Here is a 17,155-nt window from a genome sequence, read left to right on the forward strand (position 1 = left end):
GAATGGGACCCATGGGACGAGTCACGGAACGACGCAAGGTGATCCGAATACGGGACGGCCAGGTGTCCGCCCGGCCCGACACCCTCGTCGCCGAGGAACCCCTGGAGATCCGGCTCAACGGCAAGCCGCTCGCCATCACCATGCGCACCCCGGGCGACGACTTCCCGCTCGCGGCCGGCTTCCTGGTCAGCGAGGGCGTCCTCGGCTCCGCCGCCGACCTGCAGAACATCGTGTACTGCGCGGGGGCCACGGAGGACGGCAGTAATACGTACAACGTGGTGGACGTGCGGACGGCCCCCGGGGTCGAGCTGCCCGACATCACGCTGGAGCGGAACGTCTACACGACCTCGTCCTGCGGCCTGTGCGGAAAGGCGAGCCTCGACGCGGTGCGCACCACGGCCCGCTTCCCGATCGCCGACACGCCCCCGCTGCGGCTCGAACCGGAACTGCTCGCCTCGCTCCCCGACCGGCTGCGGGAGGCCCAGCGGGTCTTCGACAGGACCGGGGGGCTGCACGCGGCGGCGCTGTTCGACGAGGCGGGGCGGCTCGTCGACATCCGGGAGGACGTGGGCCGCCACAACGCGGTGGACAAGCTCGTCGGCCGGGCGCTGCAGAACGGGGAGCTGCCGCTGTCCCGCTCGGTCCTCATGGTGTCCGGCCGCGCCTCGTTCGAGCTGGCGCAGAAGGCCGTGATGGCGGGGATTCCGGTCCTCGCGGCGGTGTCAGCCCCCTCGTCCCTCGCGGTGGACCTCGCGGCCGAGACGGGCCTGACACTGGTCGGCTTCCTGCGGGGCAACTCCATGAACGTGTACGCGGGCGAGGACCGCATCGCACTGCACACGTCAGCCGTGACCGGCTGACCCCACTCCGGCCGCGCCGCCCCCGACCCCCGCGACGCGCCGCAGCATGTCCATGAACCGGTCCCGCTCCCCCGCCGTCAGCGGCGCGAGGAGTTCGTCGTTCGCGGCGCGCGCCGCCGTGGCGCAGGTGTCGACGAGGCGGGCGCCCTCGGCGGTGACGGTGACCGCGTTCTTGCGCCGGTCCTTGGGGTCGGGCGTCCGCTCGACGAGGCCCGCGGCCTGGAGGTCGTTGAGGACGCCGACCATGTCCTTGGGGTCGAGCCCCACACCGCGCACGAGGTCGGCCTGGGCGACCGGCTGCCGGTCCGCGACCGCGCTGAGCACCACGTAGTGCCACATCTTCAGCCCTTGCCCGGCGAGCGCTTCGGCGACGAGCCCACGCCCGCGCGCGGCGGCCCGCCCGAGCAGCCAACTGGGCAGATCGCGGATGGTGCTGGGGGCGGCTGGCGTCGGCGGGCTCGATGCGCTCATGCGGCAACCCTAGCGAATAACCGTTGGTGGCCCCAACGGAAGTCGCGTATCGTCCGTCGCATTCGTTGGGAGCTCCAACGGATATGGAGTGGCGGACGGCCTCGCCGTCCGGGCGAGCGGAGGTGGTGGTGGCGTGACATCCATGCGCCGGGTCCGGTACGAGCGCGGCGGCGGCCCCGAGGTGCTGTTCCTGGAGGAGGTGCCGGTTCCCGAGCCGGGGCCCGGTGAACTCCTCGTACGGAACGAGGTGGTTGGGGTGACGCTGCCCGTCGTCCGCAAGGTCCGCGAGGCGGCCGAGCCGATCGCGCTCGGCGGGGAGGTCGCGGGCGAGGTGGTCGCGCTCGGTGCGGGGGTGACCGGGTACGCGGCCGGGGACCGGGTCACCGGGCTTGTCTTCGGGCACGGCTACGCGGACTACGCGCTGCTGCACACCGCGATGGCCTCCCCCGTGCCGGACGCCGCGAGCGCGGTCGACGCGGTGGCGCTCGTGCGCAGCGGGCTCGTCGCGTACGGGGCGCTGCACGCGGCCCGGCCCGAGCCGGGCGAGGCGGCGCTGGTGACCGCGGCGGCGAGCGGGGTGGGGCATCTCGCCCTGCAACTGGCCGAGTTGAAGGGCGCCGGGCGGGTGGTGGCCGCGGTGTCCGACGTCCGGAAGGCCGAGTTCGTGCGCGCGCTCGGGGCCGACGAGGTGGTGACGTACGGCGCGGAGTCCTGGGGCGAGCCCGTGGACTACGTACTGGATGCCGTCGGCGGCGCGCTGCTGAAGCCCGCGGTGGCCGCGCTCGCGCCGCACGGCCGACTCGTGGCGTACAGCTCGGGCGGCGGGACGGTGGAGGCGTACGACCTTCTGGTGGGCGCGAAGTCGGTGATCGGTTTCCAGATGCGGCTCATCGCGCGCGGGCGGCCGGAGCTGTACGAGCGATGGCGCCGCGAGGTGTGGGAGCTGTATCTGACGGGCGCTCTGAAGCCCGCCGTGCATGGGGAGTTCGCGTTGGAGGACGCGGCGAAGGCGCATGCGGTGATCGAGGGGCGGGCCAATACCGGGAAGGTCGTCCTCGTTCCTTGACGCAAGGTTCTTGTGGGGTGCGGAGCGGCGCAAGTAACGTCCGCCGCGCATACGTTGGACGTCGGATGTCCGATTGTTCGGACGACCCGAAGGGTGGGCCACGCCATGCACGTCCGTCTGAGAACCCTGGTGGTGTCCGCGGTCGCGGCCACGGTCGCCGCCGCGCTCCCCGTCCCGGCCGCCGCGAGGCCGGCCACCGAAACCCAACCCGCCTTTGAGCAGCAGGTGTTGTTCAAGGCCTCACAGGATCCGGGGTACGCCTGCTACCGGATACCGTCCGTCGTGAAGACCGTGCGCGGCACGCTGCTGGCCTTTGCCGAGGGGCGTACGAACGACTGCTCCGACGCCGGTGACATCGACATCGTCGTCAAGCGCTCGCACGACGGCGGCCGCACCTGGTCGCCGCTCCAGGTCGTCAACGAGGGCGCCGGTGACACCCACGGGAACCCCTCGCCGATCGTGGACCGCAGGACGGGCCGCATCGTGCTGGCGGAGACGTACAACACGGGCCGTACGGACGGAAAGAACTGCGATGTGCCGTGCGACCGCACCCCGCATCTGCAGTACAGCGACGACGACGGCCAGAGCTGGTCGAAGCCGCGCGACCTGAGTGACGAGATCCTCCCCGACGACTTCAACTCCTGGTACGCGACCGGGCCTTCGCACGGCATTCAGCTGACCCACGGCCGCCACCGCGGCCGCCTCGTCTTCGCCGTCAACGCCGAGGCATGGAACGGCAGTCGGGTCACCGCGAACCACGCCGCCCTCATGGTCAGCGACGACGGCGGCGAGCACTGGCGGGTCGGCGCGAAGGACACGTGGCCGATCGCCGACGACGGCACGTTCCGGCAGAAGCCGTCCGAGATGGCGCTCGCCGAGCGGCCCGACGGCACGATCTACGTCAGCGGGCGCGAGCAGGACGGCACCGACCTCGGGCACCGGACGCACACCGTCAGCCGGGACGGCGGCGATTCGTTCGCCCGGCCCTTCTCGGCGATCCCGGATCTCTATACGCCGCAGGTGCAGGGGTCGGTGCTGGCGGTGGGCGAGGACGGGGACCGTTTGCTCCTCGCCTGTCCCGGTGACCCCGACCGGCGGCGCACCATGACCATCCGGTCCTCGTACGACGGCGGGCGGACCTGGGAGAGCTTCGACCGGGGCACCGTCGTGACCACGGACTGGTCGGGCTATTCGGACCTGGTGCAGGCCGACCGGGCGCATGTGGGGCTGCTGTACGAGGGCGGGGCCGTGGACGCCCGCGACGAGATCCGCTTCTCCCGGTTCACGCTCGACTGGCTCAAGGAGCGGCGCGGGCCCGACCCGACGACGGACGACCGGGCGCCGGGGGCGCGGGCGGCGGCCGTGCTCGGCGGGGCCCGGGAGACGGAGGGGCGGGCCGGCGGGGCGCTGGCCTTCGACGGGGTGGACGACGCGGTGCGGTTGCCGTTCAGCGGGCGGTTGCCGCTCGGGACGCGGGAGTTCAGCGCCTCCCTGTGGTTCCGGTACACGGCGACGAGTGGGGAGCAGCCGTTGTTGTGGATGGGAGGCATTGGGACGACGCAGCCGCAGGTGTGGTTGCGCGGCGAGCCGGCGTCGAATCGGATCACTGGGCTGATGACGGTGCGGGACGGCTCCGCCGCGCCTCGGTCCGTGTCGGTGCGGTCGGCGTCCGCGTACAACGATGGGGCGTGGCATCACGTCGAACTTCGGCGTGGAGGTGGGGAGTTGGTGATGTACGTCGACGGGGTGGAGGTCGGTTCCGCGGCCGATGTGCCGGGGTCCGTGAGTCGGAACTCGCCGTTCGGGGTGCATGTTGGGCAGCGGATGGACAGTCGGGCGTTCTTTACGGGGGCGATTGATGACGTTCGGGTTTCCTCGGGTGGGGAGGATGTCGTGCGGTTGCCTTTGGATCGGGTGAGGGGTGGGTGAGGTCTCGGGGCGCTGCCCCGGACCCCGCTGCTCAAGCGCCGCAGGGGCTTGATGTGGCCCGCCAGTCCGCCGAGATGCGGTCGGCCTGGGTGCGGACGGCGGCTACCAGGTCGTGGGCGCCGCGGCGGCGGGGTGGGCCGACCGTCGCCGCGGAGATGCGGCGGGCGAGGCGGGGGCCCTCGACGGGGCGGACGACGATGTCGGCGCGCGGGGAGTTGAGCGCGAGGCGAGGGACCAGGGCGACACCCGAGCCCGCCGCGACGTGGCCCTGGATGACGCCGTAGTCGTCGGAGCGCAGGGCGGTGAGGGGGCGGTAGCCCGCCTCCTCGCAGGCGCGGTCGAGCTGGCGGTCGCAGGGGTCCCAGGCGGTGGTGCCGACGATCCACGGCTCCTCGCGCAGGGCCTTCAGCGGCACCCGGTCGAGGCTCGCGCACGGGTGTTCCGGGGGCAGGACGAGGTCGAGCGGGTCGTCGAGGACGGGGTGCAGCGTGATGCCGTCGTCGAGGGTGAGCGGGTCGTCGGGCTGGGTGAAGACGAGGGCGACGTGGAGTTCGTCGCGGCGCAACAGGTCGAGCAGGGCGGGGAGTTCGCCCTCGGTCAGGTCGAAGGTGACGCCCTGCTCGGCGATCTGCCGCACCGCGCGCGGCAGCAGCAGCGCGCTCGCCGTCGGGAACGCGCCGACCCGCAGCACCGTCTCCGCGCCGCCGAGCAGCGTACGTATCTCGTCCTCCGCGCGGCCGAGCCTGCGCACCACGGCGTCCGCGTGCGGCAGCAGGGTCCGGCCGACGTCGGTGAGCGTGGCGCCGCGCGGCCCGCGCTCGACGAGCCGGGCCCCGAAGTGCCCCTCCAGCGTGGCCAGATGGTGGGTGACGGTGGGCTGGCTGTAGTGCAGCGAGCGCGCGGCGCCCGCGAGCGATCCTTCTTTGGCGATCGCTCGCAGGACGTACAAGTGACGAAGATCCAACACCGCAATAGGTTATTGATGAAACCTGCACCCCTACAAGAAATTCTTCTGTTCTCTTGATCGTTTCCGGCTGTCAGGGTCAGCGGCGTGACACGAGAACTGCCCCACACCACTCCCGCCCCCGGCGACCACGACCGGGCGCCCTACGCCGCCGCCGTACGCGAGAGCGCGGCCGACGACTGGCTGCGCCTGAACGTGCCGGGCCATTGCGCACAGCCCGACCGCTTCCCGCGGCTGGCCGACACCTTCGGCGCGGATGTGCTGCGGATGGACTTTCCGCCGCTGCTCGAAGGGCTCGACCTGGGCCCGGCGCCGACGCCCATGGACGAGGCGCTGGACCTCGCCGCCGACGCGTGGGGCGCCGCGCGCACCTGGTTCCTCACCAACGGCGCCTCGCAGGGCAACCGGATCGCGGGCCTCGTCGCGCGCTCCCTCGGCGAGACGCTGGTGGTGCAGCGCAGCGTGCACTCCAGCGTCGTCGACTCCCTCGTCCTGTCGGGGATGCGGGCCCACTTCGTGCAGCCGTCGGTCGACCACGGCCTGGGCATCGCGCACGGTGTCACGGCCGCCGACCTGGAGCGGGCGCTCGCCGACGCGCCGGACGCCGCGGCGGCGTACGTCGTGACACCCAGCTACTTCGGCGCGGTCGCCGACGTCCGGGCGCTCGCCGACGTGGCGCACGCCGCCGGGGTGCCGCTGATCGTGGACGAGGCGTGGGGCAGCCACTTCGGCTTCCACCCGTCCGTACCGGCGAACGCCCTGTCGCTCGGCGCCGACCTGGTGGTGTCCAGTACGCACAAGCTGGCGGGGAGTCTCACGCAGGCGGCGATGCTGCACCTGGGCGACGGGCCGTTCCGGGCGAGGCTGGAGCCGTTGGTGCAGCGGGTGTTCCATCTGACGCAGTCGACGAGTGCGTCCGCACTGCTGCTGGCCTCGCTCGATGTGGCGCGGCAGTCGCTCGCGGCCGATCCGGGGCGGGTGCTGGAGTCCGTGGAGTGCGCGGACAAGATCCGCGACCGGATCCGGGCGGAGGGGCGGTTCCCCGTCGTCAGCGACGAGTTCGCGGGCGCGTTCCCCGATGTGGTGGGTGTGGACCCGCTGCGCATCGCGATCGGGACGCGGGCCGGGGGCGTTCCCGGGCACGAGGCGCGGCTTCGGCTGCTGCGCGAGCACCGCGTGCACGTGGAGGTGGCCACGGCGTCGGCGATCGTCGCGGTCGTCGGCGCGGGCAGCGCGCCGGACGCGGAGCGGTTCGTGGACGCGTTGCACGCGCTTCCGCAACTCTGCGGCCCCGCAAGGGAGTTGAGCGCCTTGCGGCTGCCCGCCCCCGGGGCCGTCCGTACCACCGTGCGCGAGGCGTTCCTCGGGCCGAGCCGGCTCGTGCCCGCGGCCGAGGCCGTCGGACGTGTCTCGGCGGACACCCTCGCCGCGTACCCGCCGGGCATTCCGAACGTGCTGCCCGGCGAAGTCATCACCGCCGAACACGTCGCCTTCTTCCAAGAGACGGCGCGGGCCCCCGGCGGCCATGTGCGCGGGGCGCCGGATCCGGGCGTGAGCGCGCTGCGCGTCACCGACTGACCGGACTTCCCTCGTTCTGTTCCTGTTTCCTCACCACCGATTTCCTCACCACCGATTTCCTCACCACCGAGCCCAAGGATGTGCCCGTGGCCCCAGATCGACCAGCCCCGCTCTCCGTCGCCCTGCGCAAGAAGCCGGTCGCGACCCTGCTCGCCGAAAGCGGTGAGGGTGACGAAAGCGGTGAAGGCGGAGGGAGCGCCGAAGGCGGCGCCCGGCTCAACCGCTCCATCGGGCTGTGGCAGTTGGCCGCGCTCGGCATCAGTTGCACCATCGGCACCGGCATCTTCTTCGTGCTCACCACCTCGGTGCCGCAGGCGGGGCCCGGCGTGCTGCTGTCCTTCGTGGTCGTCGCGATCGCGGCGGGCCTGACGGCGCTGTGCTACTGCGAGTTGGCGTCCGCGATCCCGGTCTCGGGATCCTCGTACTCCTACGCGTACGCGACGCTCGGCGAGGGCATCGCCTTCGCCGTCGGGGCGTGTCTGCTCCTGGAGTACGGGGTGGCCGCCTCGGCGACGGCCGTCAGCTGGGGCGAGTACCTGAACCTCTTCACGGACCTGCTGTTCGGGTTCCGGCTGCCGCACGCCCTGTCGGCGGCGCCGGACAGCGGCGGCCTGATCAATCTGCCGGCCGTGGTCCTGGTCGGGCTCTGTTGTCTGCTCCTTGTGCGCGGGGCGCGTGAGTCGGCGGTCGTGAACGCGGTGATGGTGGCCGTGAAGGTGCTCGTGCTGCTGCTGTTCGTGGCGGTGGCGTTGACCGGGTTCGAGGCGGACCGGCTGCATCCGTTCCTGCCGCTGGGGGTGGCCGGGGTCGGCACGGCGGCGTCCGGGATCTTCTTCTCGTTCATCGGACTCGACGCGATCTCGACGGCGGGCGAGGAGGTGCGCAATCCGCGGCGCACGGTGCCGCTGGCGCTGCTGCTCTCGCTCGGCGTGGTGACGGCGCTGTATCTGGCGGTCGCGTTCGCGGCGCTCGGGGCGCAGTCGTGGGGGTCGTTCAGCGGGCAGGAGGCCGGGCTCGCGCAGATCCTTGAGCAGGTCACGGGGGCGCACTGGCCGGCGCTCGTGTTCGCGGGCGGTGCGGTCGTGTCCATCTTCAGCGTCACGCTCGTGTCGATCTACGGGCAGACCCGCATCCTGTACTCGATGGGGCGGGACGGGTTGCTGCCGCCGTTGTTCGCGAAGGTGTCGGCGCGGACGCGGACGCCGGTGCGGAACACGGTCGTGGTGTGTGTGGGCATTACCGCGCTCGCCGCGTTCGTGCCGCTCGACGTGCTGGCGGATCTCACGAGCATGGGCACGCTTGTGGCGTTCGCCGTGGTGTCGGTGGGGGTGATGGTGTTGCGGCGTACGCAGCCGGCGCTGCCGCGGGGGTTTCGGGTGCCGGGGTATCCGGTGACGCCGGTGTTGAGTCTGGCGGCGATCGCGTATCTGTTGTACGGGTTGCATGTGTCGACGTATGTGTTGTTCGCGGTGTGGTTGGTGGGGGCCGCGGTGTTGTATCTCGGGTATGGGCGGCATCATTCGCGGCTGGGCCGTGAGCCGGTTGCCTCGTCGTTGCCCACGCCTCGGGGCGCTGCCCCGGACCCCGCCGGCTCTCGTACGAAAGGCGGGGCTTGATCGGGACCGTGTGACACACCTGCACAGCGTGGACCAGACGTCGTCCGACCGTTAACGTCGCGTCGCGTGCGGGAGCGTAAGCGGGGGTCCAGGGCGGCGGTGGGCGCGCTGTTGGGTGCGCTCCTGCTCGTACTCGTCGTGATCGTCGCCCTCCCCGAGCGGGAGGGCGGCGCGCGTTGTGCGGGGCGGGGGGTGGTCTCGTGGGCGGCGGATGACGCGCTCACCGGCGAGTTCGCCCGCTACGGCGACGACGCCACGCGGCTCGACGACTGGACCGGCGGCGACGGTACGCATTCGGTGCGGTTGCCGGACGGGCGGTTGCTGTGGCTGTTCTCCGATACGTACTTGGGTGCGGTGAACCGGCCGCCCAACCCTGCCGGGCAGTCGCACGCGTGGCGGACCGCGGACGCGCCGTTCGTGCGGAACTCCGGTGTGGTGACGGATCGTTCGGGGCGGCTGGAGCGCACGCTGCCCACTCCCCTGTTTCCGGACACGGGCGCGGGCGAGTGGCGTTGGCCGGTCGAGGCGCGGGTCGAGGAGAGCGGCGGCGAGCAGGTCGTACGGGTGTTGCTGTGGACGCGTGCGAAGGGCACGGGGCCGTACGTCTACGGGGTGCCGAACGCGACCGAGGTGGCCACGCTGTCGCTGCCCGATCTGCGGCTCCGGGGCATCACGCAGGTCCTCGACCAGCGGCAGGTGCGGGATCCGGCGCGGCGCGTCCTGTACGGGACGTCGGCCGTCGACGCGGGCGGCTGGACGTATGTGTTCGGCGCGGACGACGGGGAGAAGGCGGTGCATCGGGCGTACGTGGCGCGGGTGCCGGCCGGCCGGTTCGGGGACGTGAAGGCGTGGCGGTACTGGGACGGGGAGGGGTGGGGCGCGCGGGCCGCCGACGCCGCACCGGCCCTCGGGGACGGGGAGCGGAGGGGCGTGGGCACCGCGTTCACGGTGGTGCGGGACGCGGGAACGTACGTTCTGCTCACGACGGCGGCGGGGGCGGAGGGGCTGAAGAAGGTCACCTCCTACTGGGCCTGTTCGCCGACCGGGCCCTGGCACGGGCCCGCGCACGCCTTCACGCCGCCCCTCCCCCACGACGGGGCGACGCCCTCGCGCACGGCGGCGTACAACCCGCAGGCGCACCCGGAGTTGAGCGGCGACGGGCGGCTCGTCGTGAGCTACGACGTCAACTGGCTGGACACCGCGCCCGCCGCCGCGGAGGCGCAGCTCAGGAGGAACGTGTCCCTGTACCGACCGCGGTTCGTGTCACTTCGCCTGGGCCCGCCGCCGACGCGGTGACGGTGGCCTCTTCCGGCTCCCGCGGGTCCTTGGAGCGGCGCTTGGCGATGACCGCGCACACCATCAACTGCATCTGGTGGAAGAGCATCAGCGGCAGCACGGCGAGCGAGGCGTGCGCGCCGAACAGGACGCTCGCCATGGGCAGTCCGGAGGCCAGGGACTTCTTCGAGCCCGCGAACTGGATGGCGATCCGGTCGGCGCGGTCGAAGCCGAGCGCCTTGGCGCCGTACCAGGTCACCAGGAGCATGATCGCGAGCAGTACCGCCTCCACCACCAGGAGTCCCGCGAGCCGGACCGCGCTGACCTGGTGCCAGATGCCCTGCACCATGCCCTCGCTGAACGCGGTGTAGACGACGAGCAGGATCGAGCCGCGGTCGACGTAGCCGAGGATCTTCTTGTGGCGGGCGATGAAGCCGCCGACCCAGCGGCGCAGCAACTGGCCCGCGAGGAACGGCACGAGCAGCTGCAGCACGATCTTGACGAGGGAGTCGGCGGAGAAGCCGCCGCCGCTGTTGCCGAGCAGCGCCGCCGCGAGCAGCGGAGTCAGCACGATGCCGGCGAGCGAGGAGAAGGAGCCCGCGCAGATCGCCGCCGGGACGTTGCCGCGCGCGATGGAGGTGAAGGCGATCGACGACTGGATCGTCGACGGTACGAGCGTGAGGAAGAGCAGGCCCTCGAAGAGGTTCTGCGGCAGCAGTACGGGGACCAGGCCGCGGGCCGCGAGGCCGAGCAGCGGGAACACGACGAACGTGCAGGCGAGGACCGTGACGTGGAGCCGCCAGTGGCGCAGTCCGTCCATCGCCTCACGGGTCGAGAGGCGTGCCCCGTAGAGGAAGAAGAGGAAGGCGACGGCGGCGGTCGAGGCCCCCGATGCGACGTCGGCGGCGGCCCCTCGGGCCGGGAGCAGTGCGGCGAGGCCCACTGTCGCGATCAACGCCAGGATGTACGGGTCGATCGGCATCCAGCTCGGCCAGGTCAGGCGTTTCATTGGTTCCTTGCTCTCGGTACGTGTCGTGCCCTCTCCATCGTCCTCCTCAAGGTCGTGATCGGGAATCCTGCATACCGTTCTGACTGTGATCGCGGTGCGTGATGAGCGGGGGTAGCGTGCCTGGCATGTACGAACCCGGGCAGCTCAGGACCTTTCTCGCCGTCGCGCAGACGCTGAGCTTCACGCAGGCCGCGCGGCGGCTCGGCCTGCGGCAGTCCACCGTGAGCCAGCATGTGCGGCGCCTGGAGGACGCGACGGGGCGCACCCTGTTCACGCGGGACACGCACTCCGTGGAACTGACGGAGGACGGGGAGGCGATGCTCGGGTTCGCGCGGCGGATTCTGGAGGTGCACGAGCAGGCGGCGTCGTTCTTCACAGGGACGCGGCTGCGGGGGCGGCTGAGGTTCGGGGCGTCGGAGGACTTCGTGGTGACACGGCTGCCGGAGATCCTGGAGTCGTTCCGGGCCGAACACCCGGAGGTGGACCTGGAGTTGACGGTCGAGCTGTCGGGGACGCTGCACGAGCAGTTGGATGCCGGGAAGCTCGATCTCGTGCTCGCGAAGCGGCGGCCGGAGGATCCGCGGGGGGAGTCGGTGTGGCACGACCGGCTGGTGTGGATCGGCTCGGAGCGGCTGCGCATCGACCAGGAGCGGCCCGTGCCGCTGATCGTCTATCCGCCGCCGGGGATCTCGCGCGCCCTGGCCCTTGAGGCGCTTGAGCGGCACGGGCGGGCGTGGCGGATCGCGTGCACGAGCGGTTCGCTGAACGGGCTCGTGGCGGCGGCGCGGGCGGGGCTCGGCGTGATGGCGCACTCGCGCGGGCTCATCCCGCCGGGGCTCGTACGCGTCCCGGAGCGGGCGGGGCTTCCGGAGCTGGGCGAGGTGGACTTCGTGGTGCGCAGCGCGGCGCGGGACGAGAGCGAGCCGGCGCGGGCGCTCGCGCAGGCGATCCTGGCGGGCGGGGACCGGCTGCACCGCGCCGCCCGCTAGCGGCAGCGCTGACAGCGGTGGTGGTACCGTCCCCGGAACCGACTACTCCGTCTAAAAACTCCGCAGACGGATCGCGGTGACCTCTTTGCATGGATCCGATGGAGAACCGTGAAGGAGGCCGGGAGATTACGGTCCCGAAACTTACTCTTCCGTAAGTAGTCTGCCCCGCTCCATCCGTTGTGGTCCGTTATAAACCTCTGACCTGTGCAAATTCCGCGCTCCTTCTGCGCACTTAAGGCACTCCCGCGGGCGCTTGCGGTCCGGTACCGTCACCGACGCTGTGCGGAGCGCCACAAGGAGCAACTTTGCGTGAGTTCACCAACCCCCCTGTGGCGTCGGCGCCGCTCGTCGGCGGCCTCGCCGACGCCGTGTTCGACCATGCCCTGGACACCCCGGGTCATATCGCCCTGGCCCGCAAGGACCAGCACGGAAAGTGGCACGACGTCACGTCGGCCCAGTTCTGCGACGAGATAATGGCCCTGGCCAAGGGGCTGCTCGCGCAGGGCATCCGGTTCGGCGACCGGGTCGCCATCATGTCGCGGACGCGTTACGAGTGGACGCTGTTCGACTTCGCGCTGTGGACCATCGGCGCGCAGGTCGTCCCGGTCTACCCGACGTCCTCGGCCGAGCAGGTCTTCTGGATGCTGTACGACTCCGAGGTGTCGGCGGCGATCGTGGAGCACGAGGACCACGCGATGACGGTCGCCACGGTCATCGGCCGGCTGCCGCATCTGCACCGCCTGTGGCAGCTCGACGGCGGCGCCGTCGACGAGATCACGGCGTCCGGCACCCACCTCGACGACGAGACGGTGCACCGGCACCGCCGCGCGATCACCCCGGACTCCCCCGCCACGATCATCTACACGTCCGGCACCACGGGCCGCCCCAAGGGCTGTGTGATCACGCACGGGAACTTCATGTACGAGGCCGACACCGTGGTCGGGTACTGGGAGCCGGTGTTCTCCTCGAAACGGGAGCGCACCCCGTCGACGCTGCTCTTCCTGCCGCTCGCCCATGTCTTCGGGCGGATGGTGGAGGTCGCGGCGGTGCGCGGCGGCGTGAAGCTGGCCCACCAGCCGGAGCTGCGGGCGTCCGCGCTGCTGCCCGACCTTCAGTCGTTCAAGCCGACGTTCATCCTCGCCGTGCCGTACATCTTCGAGAAGGTGTTCAGCGCGGCCCGCAGGAAGGCCGAGAGCGAGGGCAAGTCGGGGCCCTTCGAGAAGGCCATCGAGTGCGCCGTGAAGTACGCGGACGCGCAGGAGGCGAAGGCGTTCGGCACCGGCCCCGGGCCCTCGGCCTCCCTCCGTATGCAGCACTCGGTCTTCGACAAGCTCGTGTACTCCAAGGTGCGCGCTGCGATGGGCGGCCGGGTGCGGCACGCGTTCTCCGGCGGCTCCGGCATGGACCGGCGGCTCGGTCTGTTCTTCGACGGCGCCGGCGTCCGGATCTTCGAGGGCTACGGCCTCACCGAGTCGACGGCCGCCGCGACCGCGAACCCGCCGGAGCAGACCCGCTTCGGCACCGTGGGACAGGCGATCCCCGGTTCCAGCGTGCACATCGCGGACGACGGCGAGGTGTGGGTCTACGGCGGCAACATCTTCCAGGGCTACCTCAACGACCCGAAGGCCACCGACTCCTCCCTGTACGACGGTTGGCTCGCGACGGGTGACCTGGGCGCCCTCGACGAGGACGGCTATCTGACCATCACGGGCCGCAAGAAGGAGATCCTGGTGACCTCCGGCGGCAAGAGCGTGTCGCCGCAGCAGTTGGAGGAGCGGGTGCGCGACCACCCGCTGATCGCCCAGTGCCTCGTCGTCGGCAACGACCGCCCGTACATCGCGGCGCTCGTCACCCTCGACACCGAGTCCGTCGAGCACTGGCTCGGCATGCGCGGCAAGCAGACGATGTCGCCCGCGGACCTGGTGCGCGACCCGGACCTGGAGACGGAGGTGCGGCGCGCGGTCGTCGCCGCCAACACCCTGGTCTCGCAGGCCGAGTCGATCCGTACGTTCCGCATCCTCGCCCACCAGTTCACCGAGGAGCACGGCCTGCTCACGCCGTCCCTGAAGCTGAAGCGCAAGGCGATCGAGCAGGCGTACGCGGCGGAGGTCGACGCGCTGTACGGGACGCTGTGACCGCTGATTCGCCGCTTCTGGCCTGCGGTTAGTGTGGCGCGTCGCGAACCGTCCGGCTCGCGACCGGCGACGTGGGAAAGAGGCGTTTCAGTGAGTGGCGGCACGATCCGGCGGCGCAGGAGGCTTGACTCGGTCCTGCTGCTCTGCGCGGTCGTCCTGACCGGCCTGGCGGCCCTGGTGACGGCCGCGGTCGGCAGGCCGGCCGAGCGCGTCGACTCCCTGTGGGCGAACGCCGTGGTCCGGGCGGACGGCGGGCTGCGCGTGACGGAGACGATCGACTACGACTTCGCGGACGGGTCGGACCGGCACGGCATCTACCGCCGCATCCCCGGCACCCCGTCCGGCACCGCCACCGCCTTGCGGGTCGCCATGGACGGCCACCCGGTCCCGGTCGACGTCGAGCGGTCCGCCGACTCGGTCGACTACACCATCGGCGACCCCGACCACACGGTCACCGGCCGCCACCGCTACCGGATCGCGTACACCCTGCCGGGCGTCGTGACCGGCGACGGGCTCGACTGGAACGCCGTCGGCACCGGCTGGGACGTGCCGGTCGCGCACGCCGAGGCGCACATCACCGCGCCCCGCGAACTCCCGCACCTGCGCTGCGTGTCCGGCGACCAGGGCTCCAAGGACCCGTGCGGCAAGGCCGGTTCCCCCGCCGCGGGCCGCATCGACGTGTCGGCGGACGGGCTCGCGGCGGGGCAGGGCATGACCGTGTACTCGGATCAGGGCGCGCCCCTCGCGAACCCCGTCCCGGCCGCCCTGCCGCAGCCGCCGAAGGCGTTCATGTCGGCGCCGGAGGGAACCTCGCCGCTCGTGATGTGGGCGGCGGCCACCGGCGCCGCACTCGCCGCCGCGCTGCTCGCCACGCTGGTGATCCGCCGGGCGGGCCGCGCGCGGGTCCGAACGCCGCAGGGGGTGCGCCGCCGTGACCGGCAGCGCCTCGCCGACGAGTTCACGCCCTCGCCGACCCCGCCGGAGGAGCTGAGCCCGGCGCAGGCGGGCGTGCTGCTCGCGGGCCGGGCCCGCAGGCACCACCGCACGGCGGCCCTGCTGGACGCGGCGGCGCACGGGCATCTCATCCTGCGCGGGCAGCCCAAGACCCCGCAGCTGTCCCGCCCCGTGAAGGTGCCGGACGCGCCCGCCGACCCGATGACCGCGCGGGCCCTGGACAAGATCTTCGCCCACGGCCGCAACGTCCGGCTCGGCACGTACCACGAGAACTTCGCCCTCGGCTGGCGGCAGTTGGGCAGCGATCTGCACGAGTGGCACCGCTCGGGCGGCAAGGGGCTCTGGGAGCCCGGCGGGCAGGGCCGGTGGCTGGCGGCGGTGATCGTCGGCGGTCTCGCGGCGGCCGTGGGCCTGCGCCTGGTGTTCCCCGCCGCGTGGCAGCAGACCGATCCGAGCGACGCCTGGGCGGTGCCGCTCGTGCTCGGCGCCGCGCTCGTGGGCGCCGGGGCCACGCTGCTCCTGCGCGCCTGGGAGCTGCGCCGCCACACGGAGCTGGGCACGCAGATGTGGTGCCGGACGGAGGCGTTCCGCCGCTATCTCGCCGCTCCCCCGGCGGACCGGCACCCCGCCGAGGCGGAGGCGCTCGCGGGCTGGGCAGTGGCGCTCGGTGAGGCCGAGTCGTGGACGGCCGCCGCGGGCACCACCGCCGCCGTGCCGCACCAGGCGTCGCCGTCCGGCAACGACCGCGTCCTCGTGTACTCGCCGACCCTGACCTCGGTGGCGAGCAGCACGGCGACCGCGCCCTCGTCCTCTGGAGGCGGGGGCGGCGGCTCCTCCAGCGGTGGCGGAGGCGGCGGTGGAGTCGGTGGCGGCAGCGGCGGCGGGGGTGGCGGCGGCTGGTGACGGCGGCGGCCGGACGCTCTCCGAGGTAAACCGTGGGTAACTGACGCGTCATCAATTGGCGATGCGTCAGTTATTGACGGTTCATCAGCTCGCACACAGAATCACCCTCACTCCGACGGAGGGGGACCGACCGTGTCGCGACCGATCCGCGTCATCACCGCCACCGTGGCGGCACTCCTGCTCGCCACCGCCTGCAACTCCACCGCCAACAGCGGAACCAACTCCGCGGGCGCGGGAGGAGGTTCGGTCCGCGGCGTGACCGAGGACAGCGTCAAGGTGGGCGGCATCGTCTCCATGACGACGTCGAGCGGCTACAGCAAGAAGGACACCGACCTCGGCGCGAAGGCCCGCTTCGACCGGGCCAATGCCGAGGGCGGGATCAACGGCCGCACGATCGACTACCTGGGCGCGGAGGACGACGGCCAGGACCCGGCGAAGAACCTCGCGGCGGCCCGCAAACTCGTCCAGCAGGACAAGGTGTTCGCGATCTCGCCGATGAGTTCGGTGACGTTCTCCGGCGCCGACTTCCTGCAGAAGCAGAAGGTGCCGACGTTCGGCTGGGGCACGCTGCCGTCGTTCTGCGGGCCGACGTACATCTACGGCTTCGGCGGCTGCATGGTGCCGATGCCGGGCGGCACCATCTCGCAGACCTGGCCGGAAGGGCTCAAGGACGTCACGGGCGGGGCGAAGGGCAAGTCCGTCGCGATCCTCGCCAACGACAACGACGCGGGCACCTTCGCCATCCGCACGTACAAGCAGTCCTTCAAGTCGGCCGGGTACAAAGTCAGTTACGCGAAGGCGACCGTCCCGGCGACCGCGGTGCCGAGCGACTGGTCGGCCTACACCAAGGAGCTGCTGCGCAGCGACGGCGGCAAGGCGCCGGACGTGGTCGTCTCCGTGATGCAGACGCCGTACAACATCGGCCTGTTCACGGCGGTCAAGCGCACCGGCTACAAGGGGATCATCACCGACCCGACGGACTACGATCCCGGGCTGCTCGCCAAGAAGGCGACGAAGCAGGCGCTCGACGGGGTGCACGTGCTGCTGTCCTTCGAGCCGTTCGAGGCGAAGACGCCCGGCATGAAGCAGTTCAAGGCCGACATCAAGAAGGCGTCCGGCGGCAAGGAACTCCCGCTCAATATGCACATGATGACGGGCTACATGAGCGCCGACCTGTTCCTGTCCATCGCGAAGAAGGCGGGCAAGGACCTTGACGTCGAGTCGTTCCAGAAGGCGGCGAGCGGGTTCCACGACACCGGGACCCTCGTCGGCGACCGGGCGCTGCCGCGCGGGCGCACCGAGTCGTTCGGCTGCGGGGCGCTCGCGCAGCTGAAGGACGGGGCGTACCGGGTGTCGTCGCCGTTCAAGTGCTATCCGCCGATCCCCTTCAAGTAGCCGCAAGGGAA

General features: G+C 71.7%; 13 protein-coding genes. 10 read left to right on the plus strand and 3 right to left on the minus strand.

Annotated elements, in window-relative coordinates; genetic code table 11:
• The first annotated feature begins 11 nt into the window (after positions 1 to 11).
• The gene (gene fdhD / locus RBJ65_RS07640) at positions 12 to 860 is read left to right on the plus strand and encodes a formate dehydrogenase accessory sulfurtransferase FdhD (RefSeq protein WP_306316418.1); all 849 of its coding nucleotides are present in this window, start codon (positions 12 to 14) and stop codon (positions 858 to 860) included.
• On the opposite strand, the gene RBJ65_RS07645 is transcribed toward fdhD, so the two are convergent.
• On the minus strand, positions 843 to 1,331 hold the full coding sequence (locus tag RBJ65_RS07645; protein WP_306316417.1) for a MarR family winged helix-turn-helix transcriptional regulator: 489 nt from the start codon (positions 1,329 to 1,331) through the stop codon (positions 843 to 845). The genes fdhD and RBJ65_RS07645 overlap by 18 nt on opposite strands.
• 142 nt (positions 1,332 to 1,473) lie before the next feature.
• Between RBJ65_RS07645 and RBJ65_RS07650 the strand changes: the two genes are divergently transcribed.
• Entirely contained in the window at positions 1,474 to 2,397 is a 924-nt protein-coding gene (locus RBJ65_RS07650) for a zinc-binding dehydrogenase (protein WP_306316709.1), read from the plus strand.
• Between the two features lie 105 nt (positions 2,398 to 2,502).
• Entirely contained in the window at positions 2,503 to 4,326 is a 1,824-nt protein-coding gene (locus tag RBJ65_RS07655) for a sialidase family protein (protein WP_306316416.1), read from the plus strand.
• A gap of 31 nt (positions 4,327 to 4,357) precedes the next feature.
• On the opposite strand, the gene RBJ65_RS07660 is transcribed toward RBJ65_RS07655, so the two are convergent.
• Entirely contained in the window at positions 4,358 to 5,293 is a 936-nt protein-coding gene (locus tag RBJ65_RS07660) for a LysR family transcriptional regulator (RefSeq protein ID WP_306316415.1), read from the minus strand.
• An 84-nt stretch (positions 5,294 to 5,377) separates the two neighbouring features.
• Here RBJ65_RS07660 and RBJ65_RS07665 point away from each other — a divergent pair, with 84 nt between their 5' ends.
• From RBJ65_RS07665 to RBJ65_RS07675, 3 genes are all read left to right on the plus strand, one after another.
• Positions 5,378 to 6,868, plus strand: coding sequence for an aminotransferase class I/II-fold pyridoxal phosphate-dependent enzyme (locus RBJ65_RS07665; protein ID WP_306316414.1), 1,491 nt, complete (start codon positions 5,378 to 5,380; stop codon positions 6,866 to 6,868).
• Between the two features lie 86 nt (positions 6,869 to 6,954).
• On the plus strand, positions 6,955 to 8,484 hold the full coding sequence (locus RBJ65_RS07670) for an APC family permease (RefSeq protein ID WP_306316413.1): 1,530 nt from the start codon (positions 6,955 to 6,957) through the stop codon (positions 8,482 to 8,484).
• 66 nt (positions 8,485 to 8,550) lie between these two features.
• A complete protein-coding gene (locus tag RBJ65_RS07675; RefSeq protein ID WP_306316412.1) occupies positions 8,551 to 9,780 on the plus strand; it encodes a DUF4185 domain-containing protein in 1,230 nt (409 codons plus the stop codon).
• Here RBJ65_RS07675 and RBJ65_RS07680 read toward each other — a convergent pair.
• Positions 9,710 to 10,768 carry a bile acid:sodium symporter family protein gene (locus tag RBJ65_RS07680; protein WP_306316411.1) on the minus strand — a complete coding sequence of 353 codons (1,059 nt, stop codon included), beginning with the start codon at positions 10,766 to 10,768 and terminating at the stop codon, positions 9,710 to 9,712. The genes RBJ65_RS07675 and RBJ65_RS07680 overlap by 71 nt on opposite strands.
• 125 nt (positions 10,769 to 10,893) lie before the next feature.
• On the opposite strand from RBJ65_RS07680, the gene RBJ65_RS07685 reads away from it, so the two are divergent.
• The 4 genes from RBJ65_RS07685 (at position 10,894) to RBJ65_RS07700 (ending at position 17,144) form a co-directional block, all read left to right on the plus strand.
• Positions 10,894 to 11,757 carry a LysR substrate-binding domain-containing protein gene (locus tag RBJ65_RS07685; RefSeq protein WP_306316410.1) on the plus strand — a complete coding sequence of 288 codons (864 nt, stop codon included), beginning with the start codon at positions 10,894 to 10,896 and terminating at the stop codon, positions 11,755 to 11,757.
• A gap of 305 nt (positions 11,758 to 12,062) precedes the next feature.
• The gene (locus RBJ65_RS07690; protein ID WP_306316409.1) at positions 12,063 to 13,892 is read left to right on the plus strand and encodes a long-chain fatty acid--CoA ligase; all 1,830 of its coding nucleotides are present in this window, start codon (positions 12,063 to 12,065) and stop codon (positions 13,890 to 13,892) included.
• A 90-nt stretch (positions 13,893 to 13,982) separates the two neighbouring features.
• Positions 13,983 to 15,749 (plus strand): DUF2207 domain-containing protein, encoded by a 1,767-nt coding sequence (locus tag RBJ65_RS07695; protein WP_306316408.1) that lies wholly within the window; start codon positions 13,983 to 13,985, stop codon positions 15,747 to 15,749.
• A gap of 132 nt (positions 15,750 to 15,881) precedes the next feature.
• Positions 15,882 to 17,144, plus strand: coding sequence for an ABC transporter substrate-binding protein (locus RBJ65_RS07700; RefSeq protein ID WP_306316407.1), 1,263 nt, complete (start codon positions 15,882 to 15,884; stop codon positions 17,142 to 17,144).
• Positions 17,145 to 17,155 lie beyond the last annotated feature (11 nt).

The sequence above is a fragment of the Streptomyces sp. KL109B genome, assembly GCF_030766935.1.
GTDB lineage: Bacteria > Actinomycetota > Actinomycetes > Streptomycetales > Streptomycetaceae > Streptomyces.